Source organism: Janthinobacterium sp. DSP2-3-3 (assembly GCF_049897325.1).
Classification (GTDB): domain Bacteria; phylum Pseudomonadota; class Gammaproteobacteria; order Burkholderiales; family Burkholderiaceae_D; genus Janthinobacterium.
In genome coordinates, this window is the sequence record NZ_JAFCWA010000016.1 from 96,020 (window position 1) to 116,294 (window position 20,275).

At 62.4% G+C, this 20,275-nt stretch carries 14 protein-coding genes and 1 riboswitch; of the genes, 9 read left to right on the top strand and 5 right to left on the bottom strand.

All coding sequences use genetic code 11. From position 1 onward, the window contains the following. Nucleotides 1-9: 9 nt before the first annotated feature. Nucleotides 10-477, top strand: a complete 468-nt coding sequence (locus tag ACP7DE_RS25180; protein ID WP_102123182.1) for a YaiI/YqxD family protein — start codon at nt 10-12, stop codon at nt 475-477. Between the two features lie 68 nt (nt 478-545). On the opposite strand, the gene ACP7DE_RS25185 is transcribed toward ACP7DE_RS25180, so the two are convergent. The 4 genes from ACP7DE_RS25185 to ACP7DE_RS25200 all read right to left on the bottom strand — a co-directional run bounded on the left by ACP7DE_RS25185 (nt 546) and on the right by ACP7DE_RS25200 (nt 7,143). Beyond that, complete coding sequence (locus ACP7DE_RS25185; protein ID WP_426074657.1) at nt 546-1,685, bottom strand: OmpA family protein; 1,140 nt, start codon at nt 1,683-1,685, stop codon at nt 546-548. A gap of 13 nt (nt 1,686-1,698) precedes the next feature. Next, nucleotides 1,699-3,474, bottom strand: a complete 1,776-nt coding sequence (locus tag ACP7DE_RS25190; RefSeq protein WP_426074658.1) for an Ig-like domain-containing protein — start codon at nt 3,472-3,474, stop codon at nt 1,699-1,701. A gap of 279 nt (nt 3,475-3,753) precedes the next feature. Next, on the bottom strand, nt 3,754-4,182 hold the full coding sequence (locus tag ACP7DE_RS25195; protein WP_426074678.1) for a DUF2147 domain-containing protein: 429 nt from the start codon (nt 4,180-4,182) through the stop codon (nt 3,754-3,756). A gap of 153 nt (nt 4,183-4,335) precedes the next feature. Next, a complete protein-coding gene (locus ACP7DE_RS25200; protein ID WP_426074659.1) occupies nt 4,336-7,143 on the bottom strand; it encodes a valine--tRNA ligase in 2,808 nt (935 codons plus the stop codon). A 170-nt stretch (nt 7,144-7,313) separates the two neighbouring features. On the opposite strand from ACP7DE_RS25200, the gene ACP7DE_RS25205 reads away from it, so the two are divergent. Together ACP7DE_RS25205 and ACP7DE_RS25210 are read left to right on the top strand one after the other, a co-directional pair. Then, nucleotides 7,314-9,668: an ankyrin repeat domain-containing protein gene (locus ACP7DE_RS25205; protein WP_426074660.1), complete on the top strand. Its 2,355-nt coding sequence runs from the start codon at nt 7,314-7,316 to the stop codon at nt 9,666-9,668. 536 nt (nt 9,669-10,204) lie between these two features. Then, the gene (locus ACP7DE_RS25210) at nt 10,205-11,272 is read left to right on the top strand and encodes a porin (protein WP_426074661.1); all 1,068 of its coding nucleotides are present in this window, start codon (nt 10,205-10,207) and stop codon (nt 11,270-11,272) included. Here the strand turns inward: ACP7DE_RS25210 and ACP7DE_RS25215 are convergent. Continuing rightward, nucleotides 11,269-13,356, bottom strand: coding sequence for a putative bifunctional diguanylate cyclase/phosphodiesterase (locus ACP7DE_RS25215; RefSeq protein WP_426074662.1), 2,088 nt, complete (start codon nt 13,354-13,356; stop codon nt 11,269-11,271). The two genes, ACP7DE_RS25210 and ACP7DE_RS25215, sit on opposite strands and share 4 nt — an antisense overlap. A 238-nt stretch (nt 13,357-13,594) precedes the next feature. Here ACP7DE_RS25215 and ACP7DE_RS25220 point away from each other — a divergent pair, with 238 nt between their 5' ends. The 6 genes from ACP7DE_RS25220 to thiS all read left to right on the top strand — a co-directional run bounded on the left by ACP7DE_RS25220 (nt 13,595) and on the right by thiS (nt 20,261). Continuing rightward, nucleotides 13,595-14,335 (top strand): Crp/Fnr family transcriptional regulator, encoded by a 741-nt coding sequence (locus ACP7DE_RS25220; RefSeq protein ID WP_426074663.1) that lies wholly within the window; start codon nt 13,595-13,597, stop codon nt 14,333-14,335. A gap of 101 nt (nt 14,336-14,436) precedes the next feature. Continuing rightward, nucleotides 14,437-16,680: a PAS domain S-box protein gene (locus tag ACP7DE_RS25225; RefSeq protein WP_426074664.1), complete on the top strand. Its 2,244-nt coding sequence runs from the start codon at nt 14,437-14,439 to the stop codon at nt 16,678-16,680. A gap of 28 nt (nt 16,681-16,708) precedes the next feature. Continuing rightward, a complete protein-coding gene (locus ACP7DE_RS25230; protein WP_426074665.1) occupies nt 16,709-17,515 on the top strand; it encodes a response regulator in 807 nt (268 codons plus the stop codon). A 39-nt stretch (nt 17,516-17,554) separates the two neighbouring features. Next, nucleotides 17,555-17,809: a hypothetical protein gene (locus ACP7DE_RS25235; protein ID WP_426074666.1), complete on the top strand. Its 255-nt coding sequence runs from the start codon at nt 17,555-17,557 to the stop codon at nt 17,807-17,809. A 108-nt stretch (nt 17,810-17,917) separates the two neighbouring features. After that, nucleotides 17,918-18,033: riboswitch (TPP riboswitch) on the top strand. Nucleotides 18,034-18,123: 90 nt separating this feature from the next. Beyond that, nucleotides 18,124-20,037: a phosphomethylpyrimidine synthase ThiC gene (thiC, locus tag ACP7DE_RS25240; RefSeq protein WP_426074667.1), complete on the top strand. Its 1,914-nt coding sequence runs from the start codon at nt 18,124-18,126 to the stop codon at nt 20,035-20,037. A gap of 20 nt (nt 20,038-20,057) precedes the next feature. Further along, a complete protein-coding gene (gene thiS, locus ACP7DE_RS25245; protein WP_071079564.1) occupies nt 20,058-20,261 on the top strand; it encodes a sulfur carrier protein ThiS in 204 nt (67 codons plus the stop codon). Nucleotides 20,262-20,275 lie beyond the last annotated feature (14 nt).

A 20,275-nucleotide genomic window follows, 5' to 3' on the forward strand; every position in this document is an offset into this window, starting at 1 on the left:
AGCACGGGCATGCAGATCTGGATCGATGCCGATGCCTGCCCCGTGGTCATCAAGGAAATTCTGTACCGCGTGGCCGACCGCCTGGAGTTACCCCTCACTCTGGTGGCCAACCAGGGCTTGCGCGTGCCGCCGTCGCGTTTCATCCGCACCGTGCAAGTGCCGTCCGGCGCCGACGTGGCCGACCAGGAAATCGTGCGGCTGTTGAATCCCGGCGACCTGGTCATCACGGGCGACATTCCGCTGGCCGCCGATGTCTTGACCAAGGGCGGCTATGCCTTGAATCCGCGCGGCGAGTTTTATACGAAAGACAATATTGCCCAGCAACTGACGATGCGCGCCTTCATGGAAGAATTGCGCAGCGGCGGCGTGGACACGGGCGGCCCGGCCGCCTTCAGCCAGTCCGACCGGCAGCAGTTCGCCAACAGCCTCGACAGGCATTTGAGCAAGCATCACCGCAAGCCGGCGCCAGCGCAATAAGCGGTGGACGAAAAGAACTGTGGACGAAAAAAAACCGGCGCAAGCCGGTTTTTTTATGCGCATGCAACTTAACGCGCGACTTTTCTCGTGCCCACCACTTCCACCGTTACGCGGCGGTTCTTGGCGCGGCCGGCGGCACTCGTGTTGTCGGCCACCGGTTGCGTTTCTCCCTTGCCTTCCGTGTAGACGCGGCTCGTTTCCACGCCTTGCGCCACCAGGTAAGCTTTGACGGCTTCCGCGCGGCGCTGCGACAGTTTCTGGTTATAGGCGTCGGAACCGACGGCATCCGTATGACCGACCGTGACGATGACTTCCAAGTCCATGCCGCTTAATTGACCGAGTAGCTGGTCCAGCGCGGCCTTGCCTTGCGGCTTGAGCGTCGATTGATCGAAATCAAACAATGCTTCCGAAGCAAACGACACTTTTTCCGCCACGGGGACAGGTGCCGGTGCGGCCACGACGACGGGTGCCGGCATGGCGACGGCAGGAGCGACTTCGGGCGCCGGCTGGTAGGCGGGCGTGGCGCTGGCCGGGCGGCCCAATTTGTAGACCAGGCTGACGGAATACAGGTCCGCATCGCCGCGGTTGCCGACGGCGTCGTTCAAGCGATAACGCTCGACTTCGCCGCGCAGGGCCAGTGCTTCGCTGAACTTGTATTCCAGGCCCAGGCCCAGCTTGGCGTTGAGCTTGCGCTCGCTGGCATGCGTGTTGGTCGAGCCCAGCAGGCGGTTGCCGCTGAACTCCGTGTTGGTCTTGGTGTAATGCATGCCGACCCGGCCCAGCAAGGACAGGCGCTGCGACAGCGGCAGCTGGCCCAGCAAGTCCAGGTTCACGCCGCGAAAGGCTGCTTGTCCGTTGAGTACGCCATTGCCGCTGGTGGTCGACTTGAAATCGAACTTGCCCAAGTCAAAGTAACCGCCTTCCACGGCGAAATACTGGTTCAGTTGACGGCCGACAAACAGTTTATAGCCGGTATCGCGCTGATCCTTGGTAAAACCGGTGACGGTTTCACCGTTGGCGGCCAGGCTGGCGCGCAGGCGCGGTTCGTCGATGGTGGCGCGCGACTGGCCCACGCCCGCACCGAGGTACCAGGCGCTGTTGGCCCAGTCCGGGTTGATGAAGGTGTTGTCCTGCGCCTGCGCCGCTTGCGCCGCCAGCAAGGCGCCGGTCATCACGCTCAGGGCGCCCAGTGTGTGTGCAATAGTCATGGTCATGTCCCGATTATTTGGTGATCTGGTTGTTGCGCAGGGTGACGGCGGCAGCCGTCAGCACGCGGCCATTGAGCAAGGTCGTGTTGTCGCCGACCGTGATGGCGGCCGACTGGCCCAGGATATTGCCCTTGAAGACGCTGTTCGCGGCCAGGGTGGTCGGGCCGACGGGCAGCCAGCTGACGTTGTCGGCCGTGGCGCCATTGTTCAGGGCAACGATGGAGTTGACGGTCGAATCCAGGGTCAATGCCGTGCGGAAGATGTACACGCCGGGACCGTTCAGTGTCAGAGTGCCTGTGATGCTGATGGCGCCCGCATAGCAATACACGCCGGGGCCGAAGGTCTGCCCACCGAGGTCGATGCCGCCGGCAAAGCTGACGTCGCAGGTACGGCTATTGCCATCCGTGATTGCCGCTTGCAAATCCGTCATGGCACCGGCCAGGATGGCGCCCGACTTGTAGTTGGTAAAGCCGGCCGCCTGGGTCGGATCGACCGTTTGCGACGGTGCACCGACGTCGCCCGTGATCAGTGTGGTGCCGCCCGAATTGTTGGTGATCGAGGTACCGGCCAGCACGCCGAACGGTGCCGCGCGGCCCAGAATGATCGGGTTGAACACGGGCGGGATGGCCACTGCCGTGACAGTCAGCAGCGCGCTGCCCGACTGGCCGCCGACCGTGGCGGTGATGTTGCTGGTGCCGGTGGCGATGCCGGTAGCCACGCCAGTGTTCAGTACGCTAGCGGTGGTAACGGTGCCCGAAGTCCAGCTAGCGCCGGTCGTGACGATGGCGTTCGAGCCGTCCGAATACGTTGCCGTGGCAACGAATTGCTGTTGGGCACCGACAGCGATGCTGGCGGTAGCTGGCGTGACGGCGATGCTGGCCAGGGTGAGGGCAGGCACGGTGACGGTGGTGCTGGCCGTTTTGCCATTGAAGCTGGCAGTCATGACGCTGGTACCAAAGGCAACGCCACTGACCAAGCCGTCGCTGGCGACGGTGGCGAAAGCGGGCGTGGCGGCAAGGAAGCTGGTGCTGGCCGTGACATCGACGGTGCTGCCATCCGAATAGGTGGCAAGGACGGCCAGCTGGCGCGTCGCGGCGACGGGAATGATGGGGTTTTGCGGCGTGACGGCGATCGACAGCAAGGTCGCTGGCGTGACGGTCAGCACGGTGCTGGCCGTGAGCGCGCCCGAGGTGGCCGTGATCTGCGTCGTGCCGGCAACCTTGCCGAGCGCCAGGCCGCTAGCGGCGATGCTGGCCGTGGCGGGGGTGGCGGAGGCAAAGGTCGAGACGGCCGTAACGTCGCGCGTGGCGCCGTCGCTGAAGCTGCCGGTCACCGTAAATTGCTGCGTTGCGCCGATGGTGATGGATGGCGCGAGCGGCGTGATGGCAATCGCCGTGAGTGTGGCGGGCGAGACGGTCAACTGGGCCGCTGCGCTCTTGCCGCCGAACGCGGCGCTGATGCTGCTGCTGCCGGCAGCAATGCCGGTGCTCAAGCCTGTGGCGGCATTGACTGTCGCGCTGGCCGGCGTAGCGGAAGTCCAGGTCGCCTTCGTGCTGACGTCTTGCGCGGAGCCGTCGCTATACGTGGCGATGGCCGTGAATTGCTGGCCGGCACCGATGGCGACCGTCGCCGTGGCTGGTGTAACAGCCAGACTGGACAGGGTGGCAGCCGGCAAGCCGAGGATGGGATCGCGTCCCTGGTCGCCGCCGCCGCAGCCGGCCAGGACGGCCATGGCCAGCAAACCTGCCGAGACGAGCAGCGGGTTCAGATATCGTTTGAAGAGGTTCATTTGCGTTCCTTTGTGCATGGCATTCACTGCCGGGCATCTGCGGATGAGGTCATCCGGCAGAGCCATGCCGCCCGTCGCTACAGGGCGATGGCGTCACTGGCATGCACTATTTCACGGCGGGGACTACCGGTATGTGCGTTGGCGCGCATAGCGTTCAGCCACCTTGATACAGGCCAAAATACAAGCGGATTCGAGCTGGAAAAACAACAGGAGTACGGGAGCAGGGACGTAAAAAAGCCGGCGCAGAGGCCGGCTTCGACAGCGCAGGGCGTGTGTCGATTATTCTTCGCGCACCCACGTTTGCGAGCGACCAAACATTGGCACACCGATATAGCCGCGCACTTGCAGCTTGGTGCCGCCATCCGTCAGTTCGGCCTTGCTCTTGTAAGTCTTGCCATTGGCCGGGTCCGTGATTTCGCCGCCCGTCCATTCCTTGCCGTCATATTTCAGGCCGGACAGGATCACCAGGCCGATGATGGGCTGGTCTTTCTTGGCGCCCGTGCACTTGTCGCACTTGGGGTTCTGATCTTCGTCCGGGCCGCGGAACAGCTTGTCGATCTTGCCTTGCAAGACACCGTTGCTTTCCGTGATGACGACGAGGGATTTCGGCTTGCCGCTGGCGTCGTCGATGGTTTTCCACGTGCCGACAGGGGTGTAGTTGCCGTCGCGCGCGGTGGCGCTGCCGGCGATGGCCAGGGCGGCCACCATGATGCTTGCTGTGACGGTTGTTTTGTATAAAGTACGCATCGCTAGTCTCCTATGGTTTTTTTTGATCGGGTCACGAACAGTGTATATACCAAGGCAAGACCAGCCATCCTGCGCGGCGTCACGGGGACGCCGCGCAATCCTTCCAAACTTGCCTTATGCGCTGGCTAGTTTAGCAAACTGTTCGCGCAATTTTTCAATTGTGGCCGAAAAACTGAGCAAACGCTCGTTTTCTTGCGCAACGATGGCGGCCGGGGCGCGCGCGACGAAGCTTTCATTGCCTAATTTGCTATTCACTTTAGCAATTTCAGCTTCGATGCGGGCGATTTCCTTGCCCAGGCGTTCGCGTTCGGCCGCCACATCGATTTCCACTTTCAGCATCAGCTTGGTGGTGCCGACGATGGCGACGGCCGCTGGCGAATCCGGCAGCGCATCGACGATCTGCACGTCGGCCAGCTTGCCCAGCGACTGGATGTAGGGCGCGTATGATGCCAGCGCGGCCTTTTCCGTGGCATTGCCCGCTTCGACGATCAGCGGCACGCGCACGGAAGGAGAAATTTGCATTTCGCCGCGCAGGTTGCGCGTCGCGTCCGTCAAGGCTTTCAGCTGCTGCATCCACGCTTCGGCCGATGCGTCGATCTTGTCGACGTTGGCAATCGGGTAGGGCTGCATCATGATCGAATCACCGTCCGCTTTGAGCGTCTTGCCGGCCAGTGGCGCCACCGTTTGCCACAGCGCTTCCGTGACAAACGGGATGATCGGATGGGCCAGGCGCAGCACCACTTCCAGCACGCGCAACAGGGTGTGGCGGGTGGCGCGCTGCTGCCCTTCCGTGCCTTGTTGTACTTGCACCTTGGCCACTTCCAGATACCAGTCGCAATACTCGTCCCAGACGAACTTGTAGATGGTGGCGGCGATATTGTCGAAACGGAAGTCTTCGAAACCCTTGGCCACGTCCAGTTCAGCGCGTTGCAGCAAGGAGATGATCCACTTGTCCGCTTGCGACAGGTCGGCCTCGTTCGGCGAGCAATCCTTGCCTTCCGTATTCATCATGACGAAACGGGTGGCGTTCCACATCTTGTTGCAGAAGTTGCGGTAGCCTTCGCAGCGGCCCAGGTCGAAATTGATGTTGCGGCCCAGCGAAGCATAGCTGGCCATGGTGAAGCGCACGGCGTCCGTGCCGTAGGCCGAAATGCCTTCCGGGAATTCCTTGCGCGTCGCCTTGGTGATCTTTTCCGCGTCGCGCGGGTTCATCAGGCCCGTGGTGCGCTTGACGATCAAACCTTCCAGGTCGATGCCATCGATCAGGTCGATCGGGTCCAGGGTGTTACCCTTTGACTTGGACATCTTCTGTCCCGTCGAATCGCGCACCAGGCCGTGCACGTAGACGGTTTCAAACGGCACCTTGCCCGTGAAGTGCGCCGTCATCATGACCATGCGCGCGACCCAGAAGAAGATGATGTCGAAACCCGTCACCAGCACGGACGACGGCAGGAAGGCCTTCATGTCCGGCGTTTCTTCAGGCCAACCCATGGTCGAGAATGGTACCAGGGCCGACGAGAACCACGTGTCGAGCACGTCGTCGTCGCGTTTCAACGGACCCGTGCTGCCGGCGGCCAATGCCTTGGCTTGCGCCTCAGCTTCCGTCTTGGCGACAAAGATATTGCCGGCGTCGTCGTACCACGCCGGGATTTGATGGCCCCACCACAGTTGGCGCGAGATGCACCAGTCCTGGATGTTGTTGAGCCACTGGTTGTAGGTGGTGCTCCAGTTTTCCGGCACGAACTTGATTTCGCCATTGGCGACCTTGTCCAGCGCCGTTTCGGCGATCGACTTGCCTGGGAAGAAAGTGCCTTCCGGGGCCGGCTTGCTCATGGCGACAAACCACTGGTCAGTCAGCATCGGCTCGATGACGACGCCCGTGCGGTCGCCGCGCGGCACCATCAGTTTATGGGGCTTGACTTGCTCGAGCAAGCCTTGTGCATCGAGGTCGGCGACGATCTGCTTGCGCGCGGCGAAGCGGTCCATGCCGCGATACGCTGCCGGCGCGTCGTCGGTGATCTTCGCGTCCAGGGTCAGAATGACGATCTGCGCCAGTTTGTGGCGCTGGCCCACGGCGTAATCGTTCATGTCATGCGCTGGGGTAATTTTGACGCAGCCGGTGCCGAATTCCTTGTCGACATATTCGTCGGCGATGATGGGGATTTCACGCTCGGTCAGCGGCAGTTTCAGCATCTTGCCGACCAGTGGCAGGTAGCGCTCGTCCGTCGGATCGACGGCCACGGCCACGTCGCCCAGCATGGTTTCAGGACGCGTGGTGGCCACCGTCAGGAAACCGCTGCCGTCGGCCAGCGGGTACTTGATGTACCACATGGAACCGTCTTCTTCCTCGGATACCACTTCCAGGTCCGAGACAGCGGTGCCCAGCACGGGGTCCCAGTTGACCAGGCGCTTGCCGCGGTAGATCAGGCCTTGCTCGAACAGGCGCACGAAGACGTCGGTGACGACTTTCGAGCGTGGCTCGTCCATGGTGAAATATTCGCGTTGCCAGTCGGCCGAAGCACCCAGGCGGCGCATCTGGCCGGTGATGATGGAACCCGATTTTTCTTTCCATTCCCACACTTTTTCCACGAATTTCTCGCGGCCCAGGTCATGCCGCGAAATCTTTTGCGCGTCCAGCTGGCGTTGCACGACGATTTGCGTGGCGATGCCCGCGTGGTCGGTGCCGGGAATCCAGGCCGTGTTGTGGCCCAGCATGCGGTGGTAGCGGGTCAGGCCATCCATGATGGTCTGGTTGAACGCGTGGCCCATGTGCAGGGTGCCGGTGACGTTCGGCGGCGGCAACTGGATGCTGAAGGAAGGTTTTCCCGCATCGAGGGTGGCGGTAAAGTAACCGCGCTGTTCCCACTCGGTGCGCCAGAATTGTTCAATGTCGGCGGGCTCGAAAGACTTGGCTAATTCCATGATTTGGCGTGTGATTGGCAAAAGGAACCATTATAAGGGGTGCATAAAGCATGCGCAGCAAATAGCGGGCCTGGATGGCCCGAAAAGCCGCGCACGATTGCGCAATATTGCCCCATTGTATTTTTTTCAAGCTATCATCTTTGCAACATTATTTGAAAGCTCAGGCAATCATGAAAAAATTGTGGCAATTGGCCGTGCTCGGCGCCGGATGGGCTGTCGGCGGCGCGTGCGCCGGCGTCCCGGAAGGAATGGCGGCTTTCCAGCGTGGACGCTGCGTTGACGCCGTGGCGCAATTGCGCGGACCGGCACTGGGCGGCCATGTCAAGGCGCAAAAAGTCCTCGCCGATATCTACATGGGCGAGAAAGGATGCCGGGACGTAGAGCGCAGCGAGGTCGAAGCGGAGCGCTGGTATCTGCTGGCGGCCAAGGGCGGCGATCGCGCCGCGCAGGAGGCGCTGGTTTTCATGTATGCATACGCGCCGGGCCGCATGCACAATCCATCGCGCGCGCGGCCCTGGTTGGGCGTCATGGCAGCGCAGGGTGACGGCAAGCCGCTGCAGGACCTGGCACAAATGTATGAGCGGGGCGAAGGCGGGCCGGTCGACAGGGTGCTGTCGTACGCGCTCAACCTGCTGGCGCTGCAAGACAAGGAGTGGAGCGGTGCGGCCGCGATGGAGAAGTCCCTGCCGATGCGCCGTGGCACGATGTCGCCGGACCAGATCGACGAAGCGCAGCGCCTGGCCAAGCGCTGGAAGCGCGGCGCGCCCTTGCCGGCGACGTCGCTGACGGGACGGCGTTCGCCGCAGGATTGGTACCGCCGCGCCGCCGAGCGCGGCGACATGGAAGCCGCCTACCAGCTGGGCTTGTTGTGCTGGAAGGGCACGGGCGGCCTGGATGAAAAGCAGGCCGCCCGCTGGCTGCGCAAGGCCGCCGAAAGCGGCAGTGCCAAGGCCCAGTTGCAGCTGGCCGTGCTGTATGGCGAGGAGGCGGGCGTGCCGCAGGACTATGTGCTCGCTTCCATGCTGAGCCAGTTGGCGGTGGCGGGCGGCGCGGCGGGCGCCGGCAACGCTGTGGCCGGCTGGACAAAGAAACTGAATGCGGCGCAACGCGCCGAGGCGGAGCAGCTGGCGCGGGCATGGAAGGTGGGCATGCCGTTGCCGCAGGTCTCGGTGCACGGCATGGAACGCTTGATCAATTATGTACGCGAGGCACGCAACAAGCTGCCGACGACGCCAGAGGTGACGGCGCTGTTCAAGGCTGCCAAAGAAGGCGACGAAGCTGCTTTTGGCAAGCTGCTTGCCGGCGTCGCCGAGCCGGGCAACTATGCGATCGACAGGCTTCCCTTGCTGAACTATTTGATCTTGCCCCCATCCAGCATGGTCGAAGCCGAAGCGGCATGGCTGAAGGCGCAACTGCGGCTGGACGACGATCAGGAGCGACTGGCGCAGGCGTCGCTGCAGGCGCGCCGCCAGGTGTTGCGTGAGCGGCACGCCGCGCTGTTGCCCGCCAAGCTGCGCATGATGACGCTGCTGTTGCAGCGCGGCGTGCCGCTCGGCGAAGGCGATACGCTGTACCACGCCGCGCCCCTGCATCTGGCTGCCCTGTACGGCAATGCCGCGATGGTGCGTTTGTTGCTGGCCCATGGCGCCGATGTGCGGCAATACGGCGGCGAAAACCACACGATGGCGCCGCTGGAATACGCCTTGCAGCAGGAGAATGCGGACATCTTGCCGGAATTGATCGATGCGAATGAACGTACGGCCAGCATGATCGCCTTGCTCGACGCAGGCGCGGGCCGGCCATATTTGCTGATAGATCAGTACCTGGCAGAGAAAAAAGCCGAGAAAGGCGGGGCTGCGCAGCCAGCCGAACGGCCGTTGGCCGATTCTTTGCTATGGGGGCGCTTGCTGCGCCTGACGCGCGGCACCGAAGTGCTCGATAAAATGCTGGCCACCGGCACCACGCCGAATATTGATGAGCAGGACAAGTCGCTGTACGCCTATGCCGCCGAAGCGGGTAACGGCCGTGTGCTGGACTGGCTCAAGCAGCGCGTGCCCCGGCATGACGCGAAGGGCATGGACCGCTGGCTCGACGCCGCGATGCGCGCCATGTACAACCATCAGCCGGCGTCCGAAGACGTGCTGCGCCAACTGCTGATGCCCGGCATGCCATGGCAGCAAGTCGGACCCGCCGCCGAAGAGTCTTACAAGGGACAGCAGGCGGCGCTCGATTCGCGGCGTCTGGAAAAGGAGACGCTGCTGTGGCATGCGGTGCGCAGCCAGCGGCACGACTGGGTCACCCGCCTGGCCGCGATGGGCGCGCCCGTCGTCAGCGACGGTTATCTTCCGCCTTTGCTGGCGGCTGTTGAAAATGGCGACGCGGCGATGGTCAAGCTGTTGTTGGGCCTGGGCGCCAATCCGCTGGGCGGTGAAATTTCCGTGTTGAAGATGGCGCAGCAACGGGCGCCGACGCCGGAAAATAAAGCCGTGCTGGCCTTGCTGCGGGCGGCTGCCGCGACGCGCTAAACTCCGGCTGCCACACCGCTGCACAAGGGCAAAGACAAGGCAGCCGGCCTGCCGCAGCAATAGCGTTTGCCTGGTCGGCATGCGCCATCTTGTGCGGCCATATGGACGTGTTTTGGCGGCCTGGCGAGTCGTTTTCCAACAACAGAACGGGGATAAAGGCGCTGCCGATGCTATAATATCGGCCTCGGCGCCTCCTGCCTCATCCTTGCGGACGGCGCCAGCAGACGCGGTTGTATCAACGTTGCATATCCAACACTCGTCCGCGTCTCAAGGCTAGCGCATCAGCGATGCCAGCCACTTTCAGTGCGTCCCCTGCGGGCCGGGCGCCTGAGCCACGCGCACCGCCAGCGGTGCACCATTCACGGCGGAATACCGCGCGCCATCGTCTTTATCGGCCGCGCCGCCACAGCTTCGCCAGGAATGTTGTTATCTGGCCCGTCGTCTTTCGATACGGCAGTAACTACAGCGCGCCTAGCCGCCTGTGGCCGCGCCATGGCCGCGCGCTTTCCCGGTTTTGTCTTTACAAGGAAACCAGCATGAAAAAAATCTCAATCACCATGGCACTGGCCAGCCTGGGCGCCTTGCCTGTCGCCCACGCCCAGTCGTCCGTCGACTCGTCTTCAGTCACCCCGTCTTCAGTCATCGTGTATGGCCTGATGGACGCGGGCCTGGTGCAGGAAGGCGGCATCAGCAAGCTTACCAGCGGCGTGTCGGCCGGCTCGCGCCTGGGCCTGCGCGGCACGGAATCGCTGGGCGACGGCTGGCAAGCCGTGTTCACGCTGGAAGCGGGCTTGTTGAGCGACACGGGCCGCTCGGACCAGGCAGGCCAGTTGTTCGGCCGCCAGGCTTTTGTCGGCCTGAACAGCCCGCTGGGCATGCTGACGGTGGGCCGCCAGTACAACTTGCAAAGCCAGGCGCTGACCGACGTGGCCGACCCGTTCGAGGGCGGCCTGGCCGGTGCGTCGACCAACCTGGCCGGCTATTCGGCCACGCGTATCGACAATACCGTGCGCTATACGTCGCCGGAATGGCGCGGGGTGACGGCCACCGTCATGTTCGGTGCTGGCGAACACACGGGTGTGGCGGCAGATCAACGTTCGCTGGGCTTGGCCCTCGGTTATGTCAACGGCCCCCTGACCCTGCGCCTGGCGCGCCAGAGCCGTGGCGGCGAATTCGGCAAGGCCGACGTCAACAACACCATTTTGGCCGGCAACTACAACTTCGGCATGGCCACCGCGTTTGCCGGCTATGGCCGCAACACGGGTGATGGCAGTTCGATGTTCTTTGCGGAAAACCCGTATGGCGCGGCGCAGGCTCCCATTCCGTCCACGGACAGCCGTGACGCCATCGTCGGCGTGTCCGTGCCGCTCGGCGCGACCACCTTGCTGGCTTCGTTCATCCACAAGGATGACCGCGACGCGGCCAACCGCGACGCGCAGCAGCTGGCCATCGGCGCCACGTATGCCTTGTCCAAGCGCAGCAAGGTGTATCTTGCCTACGCGTACATTCGCAATCGCAACGACGCCGCCTACATGGTGGGCAATGCCACTGAGGTAGGCAGCGGCAACCGCGCGCTGAACATCGGCTTGCGCCACGCGTTTTAAGCGGGTAGCAATTTTCTCTGCTGTAACAGTTCTTCGAAGGCGGGCGCGGTCAGCGGCCGGCTGAACAGATAGCCCTGCATCTGGTCGCAGCCGTGCTGGCGCAGGAAGGCCAACTGCTGCGCCGTTTCCACGCCTTCGGCGATCACTTTCAGGCGCAGGCTGTGCGCCAGCGAAATGATGGCGCGCACGATGGCCGCGTCGTCGTCGCTGTGCGTGATGTCGCTGACGAAGGTCTTGTCGATTTTCAGTACGTCGATGGGGAAGTGGCGCAGGTAGGCCAGGCTGGAATAGCCGGTGCCGAAGTCGTCGATGGACAGTTGCACGCCCAGTACCTTCAGCTTGCTCATGATGGCCGTGGCTTGCTCCACGTTATGCATGACCATGCTTTCCGTCAATTCCAGTTCCAGATGGGCGGCATTGAGGCCGGTCTCGGCCAGTGCCTGCGCCACCGCGTGCAGCAGATTCCTTTGCTTGAATTGCCGCGCCGACAAGTTGACGGCCAGGCGCAGCGGGCCATGGCCGGCCAGTTGCCAGGCGTGCGCCTGGGCGCACGCCGTGCGCAGGGCCCAGTCGCCGATGGCAATGATCAAGCCCATTTCCTCGGCCAGGCCGATAAAGCTGGCAGGCGGAATGCGCCCCAGTTGCGGATGTTGCCAACGTAACAGCGCTTCCATGCCCACCACCGCGCCGCTGGCCAGATCCAGTTGGGGCTGGTATTCGAGGTGGAACTGTCCGCGCTCCAGGGCGTGGCGCAACTCGCTTTCCAGTCCCAGCCGCTCCAGGGTGCCCGCATTCATGCTCGAGGCATAGAATTGCCAGTGGCCCCGTCCTTGTTCCTTGGCGCGGTACATGGCGATGTCGGCATGCTTGATCAGCGTGTCGGCATCCTGGCCATCGTCGGGATACACGGCCACGCCCATGCAGCAGCTGAGAAAGAATTCATATTCGCCCAGTTGCAGCGGCTGCGCCACGGCGTCCTGGATGCGCTGCAGGATGGCGGCGCCCGGTTCGCCATTGCCATGCTGGGGCAGCAGCAGCACGAATTCGTCGCCACCCAGGCGCGCCACCGTGTCGACTTCGCGCGTGGCGTCGCGCAGGCGCTCTGCCACGTTTTTTAGCACCAGGTCGCCGGCGTCGTGGCCCAGGGTATCGTTGACGAATTTAAAACGGTCGAGGTCGATGAACACCACCCACAGGGGCAGGCCGTTGCGGCGCGTCACGGCCATCGCCTGCTCCAGCCGTTCGCGCAGTAGTGCCCGGTTGGCCAGGCCTGTGAGGATATCGTGCCTGGCCTGGAATTCCATCTCCTGTTCGAAGCGCATGACGGTGCTGATGTCGTATTGTGCTACAACAAAGTGGCTGACGGGGCCATCGCCATCTTCGCGCACGGGCGCGACGAACAATTCGCTCCAGTAGCAACTGCCATCCTTACGGAAATTGCGCACGATGGCCTTGCCTTCGCGCTGTTCGCGCAGGGCGGCTGTAATCTCATGCATGTCTTGCCGCCCTTGCTCGGGACCCTGCAAGTCTTCCAGGCGCTGGCCAATGACTTCGCCGGCCGCATAGCCGGTGATGCGCTCGAAGGCGGGGTTGACGTATTCAATCAGGAAGCCCGGCGCATCGGCGCTGCACAGGATGACGGCATTGGCCGAGACTTCGATGATGCGTTCGCGCAAACGCAGCGACTTTTCATTGTGCATGCGCGCGGCGATGTCTTCAGACAGGCGCAAGTTGGCAAACTGCAGCGCTGCCGTGCGTTCGCCCGTGATGCGGGCAATCACGACATTGCGCGACACCAGCTGAAACACATACGCCGTTGCCAGCAGGCTCGACAGTAATCCGCCCAGCAGCACGTACAGAGAACCGCGATGGTTGGCGTCCAGGCTCATGCCGCTGGCGGGCAGCAGGGCGGTGCCCAGCGCGTGAGCGCTGGCGTAGTACTGCAGCAGCAGCAGCCGGCTGCTTTCCGACTCGATCTGGCGCGCCGAGGCGTAGCACAGGGCCGTCAGGCACAGCCCGACCGCCAAGGTGATCAGTGCGGAGGTGGAAACGGAAATGGAGATGCGTGTGAAGAATGATTGCATGATGGCGTCCGGTAGGCAGCGCCGGTGCCGATCCATGATCCGGCAGCCCTGGCAGTGACTGACTGTAGGGCGCGGGGCACGTGGCCGTCCGTTCGCTGGCGAACAGACAACCATACCCGCAAGAAATATAGTCGCATGCTTGTGCAAACGCCGTGTTAGGCTGCTGCATATAGCGGCCCTCGTTCGGACGTCTTTCATTTATCCCCTAGCTGACGACTGGAAACCAGGAAAACTGCCCATGTCGAGTCCGCATGCCCAGCTGCACAACCCGAATCAAAACCATTTACTCGCCGCCATGCTCGACGCCGATTTCGCGCGCCTGGCCCCCCATCTGGAGCAAGTCTCCATGCTGCTGGGCGACGTGATCTACGATTCGGGCGACAAGCTGCAGCATGTGTACTTTCCCACCACCGCCATCGTTTCTCTTCACTATCTGCTGGAAAATGGCGGCTCGTCGGAAATCGCCGGCGTGGGTAATGAAGGCGTGGTGGGCGTGTCGCTGTTTATGGGCGGCAACTCGACCCCCAGCCGCGCCGTCGTGCAGACGGGAGGCGTCGGCTATCGCTTGAAGGCGCACCTGCTGATGGAAGAATTCGACCGCGCCGGCCCCGTCATGCGCTTGCTGCTGCGCTATACGCAAGCCTTGATCACGCAAATGTCGCAGACGGCCGTGTGCAACCGCCACCATACGGTGGAGCAGCAGCTGTGCCGCTGGCTACTGCTGACCATGGACCGCCTGCCGAACCGCGAACTGACCATGACGCAGGAACTCATCGCCAATATGTTGGGCGTGCGCCGCGAAGGCGTGACGGAAGCGGCCGGGCGCTTGCAGGCGCGTGGCTTCATCAGTTACCGGCGCGGCCATATCTCCGTGCTGGACCGCGCCGGTCTCGAAGGCAATGTGTGCGAATGCTATGGCGTGGTGAAGAAGGAGTTCACGCGTCTGCTGTCGGACGTGCGCCAGCGCCAGGCGCACTGAACACTGCCGCACTGAACATTGCCGCACTGAAAATTGCCGCACTGAAAATTGCATTAAGTACCACATTCTTCCTCTTATCGTAGTCATTGCCCAGGCTCATCATGCAATCTGTCGAAAATATCCCCCCGCGCGCGCCCTCGCGCTGGCCCATGGCGCTGGCATTTTCGTTCAGCGCCGTCGTGCTGCTGGCCGTCGGCGCGCTGGCCTGGCGCGCGCCGTTCGAGACGGCATGCGCCATCGACGCGCTGGTATTTCTGCTGCTGATGCTGCTCGCGGCACTGTACCGGCGCACGGTGGCGGCCAGCCTGCCGCGCCAGCTGCTCAAGGCGGGCGCCTTGCAGGATGCGATCTTCAACAGCGCCAATTTCTCTTGCATCGCCACCGATGCGCAGGGCGTTATCCAGATTTTCAATGTGGGCGCCGAACGCATGCTCGGCTATGAAGCGAGCGACGTGGTCGACAAGTTGACGCCGGCCGGTATTTCCGACGCGCAAGAAATCATTGCGCGCGCCGCCGCCCTCAGCTCGGAACTCGATACCGTCATCACGCCCGGCGTGGAAGCGCTGGTGTTCAAGGCCACGCGCGGTATCGAAGACATTTATGAGCTGACCTACATCCGCAAGGATGGCAGCCGCTTCCCCGCCATCGTGTCCGTGACTGCCCTGCGCGACGCGCAGAGCAAGGTCATCGGTTACTTGCTGATCGGCACAGATAATACGGCGCGCAAGCAGGTCGAGGCGGAACAGGCGCTGCTGGACCAGCGCTTGCGCGAGCAGCAGTTCTATACGCGCTCGCTGATTGAATCGAATATCGACGCTCTGATGACGACGGACCCGCGCGGCATCATCAGCGACGTCAACCAGCAGATGGAAGCGCTGACGGGCTGTACGCGCGACGAATTGATCGGCGCGCCGTGCAAGAATTACTTTACGGAACCGGACCGGGCCGAGGAAGCCATCGCGCGCGTGTTGCGTGAAGGCAAAGTGACCAATTACGAGCTGACGGCCCTGGCACGTGACGGCAAGCAGACGGTAGTGTCGTACAACGCCTCGACCTTCCACGACCGCAACCGCAAGCTGCAGGGCGTGTTTGCCGCCGCGCGCGACGTGACGGAACGCAAGCAGTTCGAACTAGCGTTGCAAGACACGAATATCGAAATGGAAAAGGCCCGCCAGGCGGCGGAAAAGGCGAACCTGGCGAAGTCCGAGTTTCTGTCGAGCATGAGCCATGAATTGCGCACGCCCTTGAACGCCGTGCTGGGCTTTGCCCAGCTGATGGCGTCTGAGACGCCGGCACCGAGCGTGCCGCAGCAGCGCTCGATCGACCAGATCCTCAAGGGCGGCTGGTATCTTTTGCGTTTGATCAATGAAATCCTCGACCTGGCCATGATCGAATCGGGCAAGGTCACCATGTCGGAAGAGGCGATGTCCTTGCTTGACGTGCTGCAGGATTGCCAGGCGATGATCGCGCCGCAGGCGGAAAAACGCGGCATCAGCATGCATTTCCCCCGCTGCGGCCAGGCTTTTTATGTGCATGCCGACCGTACGCGCGTAAAACAGGTGATGATCAATCTGCTGTCGAACGCCATCAAGTACAACCAGAGCGGCGGCAGCGTGAAAGTCGATTGCCGCCAGCGCGGCGACAAAGTGCGCACCAGCGTCAGCGACAGCGGCGCCGGCTTGAACGCCGAACAGATGAGTCAGCTGTTCCAGCCTTTCAACCGCCTGGGTCAGGAAAGCAGCACGGAAGAGGGCACGGGCATCGGCCTGGTCGTCACCAAGCAGCTGGTCGAACTGATGGGCGGCCAGATTGGCGTCGACAGCACGGTGGGCCTGGGCACCACTTTCTGGGTCGAATTCAAGGCCTCGCGCGCGCCCGAATTGCATTTGGAACCGGGCGAGGTCTTGCCTGTGGCACCGGAAGACCAGGAAACCCAGCGCACCTTGCTGTACGTGGAAGACAATCCGGCCAACCTGGCGCTGGTGGAGCAATTGATCGCCCGCCGCAGCGATTTGAAACTGCTGACCGCCATCGATGCGCATCTGGGCATCGACCTGGCGCGCACGTATCAGCCGGACGTGATCTTGATGGATATCAACCTGCCCGGCATCAGCGGCTATGGCGCCTTGCGCATCTTGCACGACGATCCGCTCACCAGCCACATTCCCGTGATGGCCCTGTCGGCCAACGCGGTGCCGCGCGACATCGAGAAAGGCCTGGAAGCGGGCTTCTTCCGCTACCTGACCAAGCCGATCAAGGTCGTCGAATTCATGGAGGCGCTCGACGTAGCCCTGCACCATGCGGCCGCGCACGGCCTGGTCGATGACACTCACGCAGTACGCTAATTCAGCACTTCATTTTAGGAATACCGCCATGCTTCAAGCCACCGAGATCCTGAACGCCAGCATTCTCATCGTTGACGACCAGGAAGCCAACGTCATGCTGCTGGAACAGGTGCTGCGCAATGCCGGCTACACGCGCATCACTTCCACCATGGACCCACAAGCCGTGCACGCGCTGCACCAGCAGCACCGCTACGACCTGATCCTGCTCGACTTGCAGATGCCGGAAATGGATGGCTTCGAAGTCATGGAAGGCTTGCGCGACATCGAGGCGGGCAGTTATCTGCCCGTGCTGGTGATCACGGCCCAGCCCGGCCACAAGCTGCGCGCGCTGCAGGCGGGCGCCAAGGACTTCGTCAGCAAACCCTTCGACTTGGTGGAAGTGAAGACGCGCATCCACAACATGCTGGAAGTGCGTTTGCTGTACCAGAAGCTGGCCGAATACAACAAGTCGCTGGAACAGATGGTGGAAGAGCGCACGGCGGAACTGCGCGAAAGCGAAGCGCGCTTCCAGCGCTTCACGGAACTGTCGTCCGATTGGTACTGGGAACAGGATGCGCAGGGCAATCTGACGCGCTTTTCCGGCCCCGTGGCCGAAATGCTGGGCATCGGCAGCGAAGCAGAGCCGCAGCGCTGGAACGCCACCGAGCGCGCCTTGCTCGACGCCAAGATTGCCGCGCGTGAACCCTTCCTCGACTTCATCTACAGCCGCGCCAACCTCGATGGCAGCACGCAGTATCTGCAGGTCAGCGGCGAACCGATGTTCGATAATGGCAGCCGCTTCATCGGCTACCGCGGCATCGGCCTCGATGTCACGGAACGCTTGCGTATCGCCTGATTTATACTTGTGGATATTCACATCCACAAGGAAAGCATCATGGCTGACAAATCTCCCTCCTACTGGTTTCCCGCCAAGACCTATGGCTGGGGCTGGGGCTTGCCCATCACCTGGCAGGGCTGGCTGGTGTTCCTGGCCGCGCTGGCACTGTTCGCCTGCGGCGCGTTCCTGTTTCCCCCGCAAACCATGCTGGTCGGCTACATCGTGTATGAAGCGGCCATCGTTGCCGTGCTCATTTTCATTTGCCAGCTGAAGGGCGAACCGACCAGCTGGCGCTGGGGCAAGAAGAAATAAGCGTGCTGGCATCTGCTGCATTGCAGCAGATGCACAAAGACGACAGCTGCAAGAAATCATCTGGCCGCGCGGCGTGAACCGCGTATAATTGGCTCGCTGCCGCAAGGCGGCAAACGCTAGGGGTCCTGCCTTTCGCTGTGGAAACACGGTGCAAGCGCGGGTGAGAAATACCCTCCGAACCTGATCTGGATAATGCCAGCGAAGGGAAGCTTTAGGATGAACGCACCCCGCTTTTCCGCGTGCGCGCAGCCGAACCTCCTTAGCTGGCTCCAGGCTATAAATAGTCTAGCTGCAAGTCTAGCCAAGGAGCCAAAATGAACGCCAACCTGAAATTCCTCTCCGCCACCGCCACGGTCGACGAAGCCGCCATCGCGCCGCTGCCCAATTCGCGCAAGATTTACGTGCAAGGCAGCCGCCCCGACATCCGCGTGCCCATGCGCCAGATCAGCCAGTCCGACACGGAAGCGTCGTTTGGCGGCGAAAAGAATCCACCGATCTACGTCTACGACACCTCCGGCCCCTACACGGACCCGGACGTGAACATCGACATCCGCTCGGGTCTCGATACGCCGCGCCTGCCGTGGATCATGGAGCGGGCCGACACGGAAGAGCTGCCCGGCCCCACTTCCGACTATGGCATTGCCCGCCTGGCGGACCCGAAGCTGGCCGAACTGCGTTTCAACCTGCACCGCAAGCCGCGCCGCGCCAAGGCGGGCACCAATGTGACGCAGATGCACTATGCCCGGCGCGGCATCATCACGCCGGAAATGGAATTCGTTGCCATCCGTGAAAACATGCGCCGCGGAGAGTACTTGAAGGAGTTGAAAGCCTCCGGCCCCATGGGCGAACGCCTGGCCGAGCTGATGGGCCGCCAGCACCCTGGCCAGTCGTTCGGCGCCAGCATCCCGGCCGAAATCACGCCGGAATTCGTGCGCGAGGAAATCGCCCGCGGCCGCGCCATCATTCCCGCCAACATCAACCACCCGGAAGTCGAGCCGATGATTATCGGCCGCAATTTCCTGGTGAAAATCAACGCGAACATCGGCAATTCGGCCGTCACCTCGTCGATAGGCGAGGAAGTGGAAAAGATGACCTGGGCCATCCGCTGGGGTGGCGACAATGTGATGGACTTGTCCACCGGCAAGCATATCCACGAAACGCGCGAATGGATCGTGCGCAACAGCCCCGTACCCATCGGCACCGTGCCCATTTACCAGGCGCTGGAAAAGGTCAATGGCAAGGCCGAAGATCTGACTTGGGAAATTTTCCGCGACACCCTGATCGAGCAGGCCGAGCAGGGCGTCGACTATTTCACCATCCACGCGGGCGTGCTGCTGCGCTACGTGCCGATGACGGCCAAGCGCTTGACCGGCATCGTCTCGCGCGGCGGCTCCATCATGGCGAAATGGTGCCTGGCGCACCACCAGGAATCGTTCCTGTACACGCATTTCGAAGACATCTGCGAAATCATGAAGGCATATGACGTCTCGTTCTCGCTGGGCGACGGCTTGCGCCCCGGCTCCATCTACGATGCCAACGATGAAGCGCAGCTGGGCGAACTGAAGACCCTGGGCGAGCTGACGCAAGTGGCTTGGAAGCACGACGTGCAAGTGATGATCGAAGGCCCGGGCCACGTGCCCATGCAGCTGATCAAGGAAAACATGGACTTGCAGCTGGAGCAGTGCGGCGAAGCACCGTTCTACACGCTGGGGCCGTTGACCACCGACATTGCGCCCGGCTACGACCACATCACTTCCGGCATCGGCGCGGCCATGATCGGCTGGTATGGCACGGCCATGCTGTGCTACGTGACGCCGAAGGAACACCTGGGCCTGCCCAACAAGGCGGACGTCAAGGATGGCATCATCACCTACAAAATCGCGGCGCACGCAGCCGACCTGGCGAAAGGCCATCCGGGTGCGCAAATCCGCGACAATGCCCTGTCGAAAGCCCGTTTCGAATTCCGCTGGGACGACCAGTTCAACATCGGCCTGGACCCGGACAAGGCGCGCGAATTCCACGATGAAACCTTGCCCAAGGATTCGGCCAAGGTGGCGCATTTCTGCTCCATGTGCGGCCCGCACTTCTGCTCGATGAAGATCACGCAGGAAGTGCGCGAGTACGCGGCCGGCATGGGCATCGCGGAAGACAAGGCGCTCAAGCAGGGCATGGAAATCAAGGCCATCGAGTTCATCAAGAACGGTGCCGAGCTGTACCGCAAGGTCTGAAGGAGAGCGTGATGCCTGCATTGATATCCATCACGCTCAACGGCGCACCGCACCAGGTGCCGCCGGGGCAAACCCTGGATCAATTGATCGCCGCGCTGTCGTTGGAAAACCAGGCGCTGGCGCTGGCCGTCAACCGTAACGTGGTGCCGCGCAAGGCGTGGCCGGGACAGGTCTTGCAGGTGCAAGACCAAGTTGAAATTGTACGCGCCATCGGCGGCGGCTAGACTAAGGAAAAAGC

Bases quoted from the DNA above. Each gene is read 5' to 3' on its own strand.
- ACP7DE_RS25180 (WP_102123182.1), top strand. From the start codon at position 10: ATGCAGATCTGGATCGATGCCGATGCCTGCCCCGTGGTCATCAAGGAA.
- ACP7DE_RS25185 (WP_426074657.1), bottom strand. From the start codon at position 1,685: ATGACTATTGCACACACACTGGGCGCCCTGAGCGTGATGACCGGCGCC.
- ACP7DE_RS25190 (WP_426074658.1), bottom strand. From the start codon at position 3,474: ATGAACCTCTTCAAACGATATCTGAACCCGCTGCTCGTCTCGGCAGGT.
- ACP7DE_RS25195 (WP_426074678.1), bottom strand. From the start codon at position 4,182: ATGGTGGCCGCCCTGGCCATCGCCGGCAGCGCCACCGCGCGCGACGGC.
- ACP7DE_RS25200 (WP_426074659.1), bottom strand. From the start codon at position 7,143: ATGGAATTAGCCAAGTCTTTCGAGCCCGCCGACATTGAACAATTCTGG.
- ACP7DE_RS25205 (WP_426074660.1), top strand. From the start codon at position 7,314: ATGAAAAAATTGTGGCAATTGGCCGTGCTCGGCGCCGGATGGGCTGTC.
- ACP7DE_RS25210 (WP_426074661.1), top strand. From the start codon at position 10,205: ATGAAAAAAATCTCAATCACCATGGCACTGGCCAGCCTGGGCGCCTTG.
- ACP7DE_RS25215 (WP_426074662.1), bottom strand. From the start codon at position 13,356: ATGCAATCATTCTTCACACGCATCTCCATTTCCGTTTCCACCTCCGCA.
- ACP7DE_RS25220 (WP_426074663.1), top strand. From the start codon at position 13,595: ATGTCGAGTCCGCATGCCCAGCTGCACAACCCGAATCAAAACCATTTA.
- ACP7DE_RS25225 (WP_426074664.1), top strand. From the start codon at position 14,437: ATGCAATCTGTCGAAAATATCCCCCCGCGCGCGCCCTCGCGCTGGCCC.
- ACP7DE_RS25230 (WP_426074665.1), top strand. From the start codon at position 16,709: ATGCTTCAAGCCACCGAGATCCTGAACGCCAGCATTCTCATCGTTGAC.
- ACP7DE_RS25235 (WP_426074666.1), top strand. From the start codon at position 17,555: ATGGCTGACAAATCTCCCTCCTACTGGTTTCCCGCCAAGACCTATGGC.
- thiC (WP_426074667.1), top strand. From the start codon at position 18,124: ATGAACGCCAACCTGAAATTCCTCTCCGCCACCGCCACGGTCGACGAA.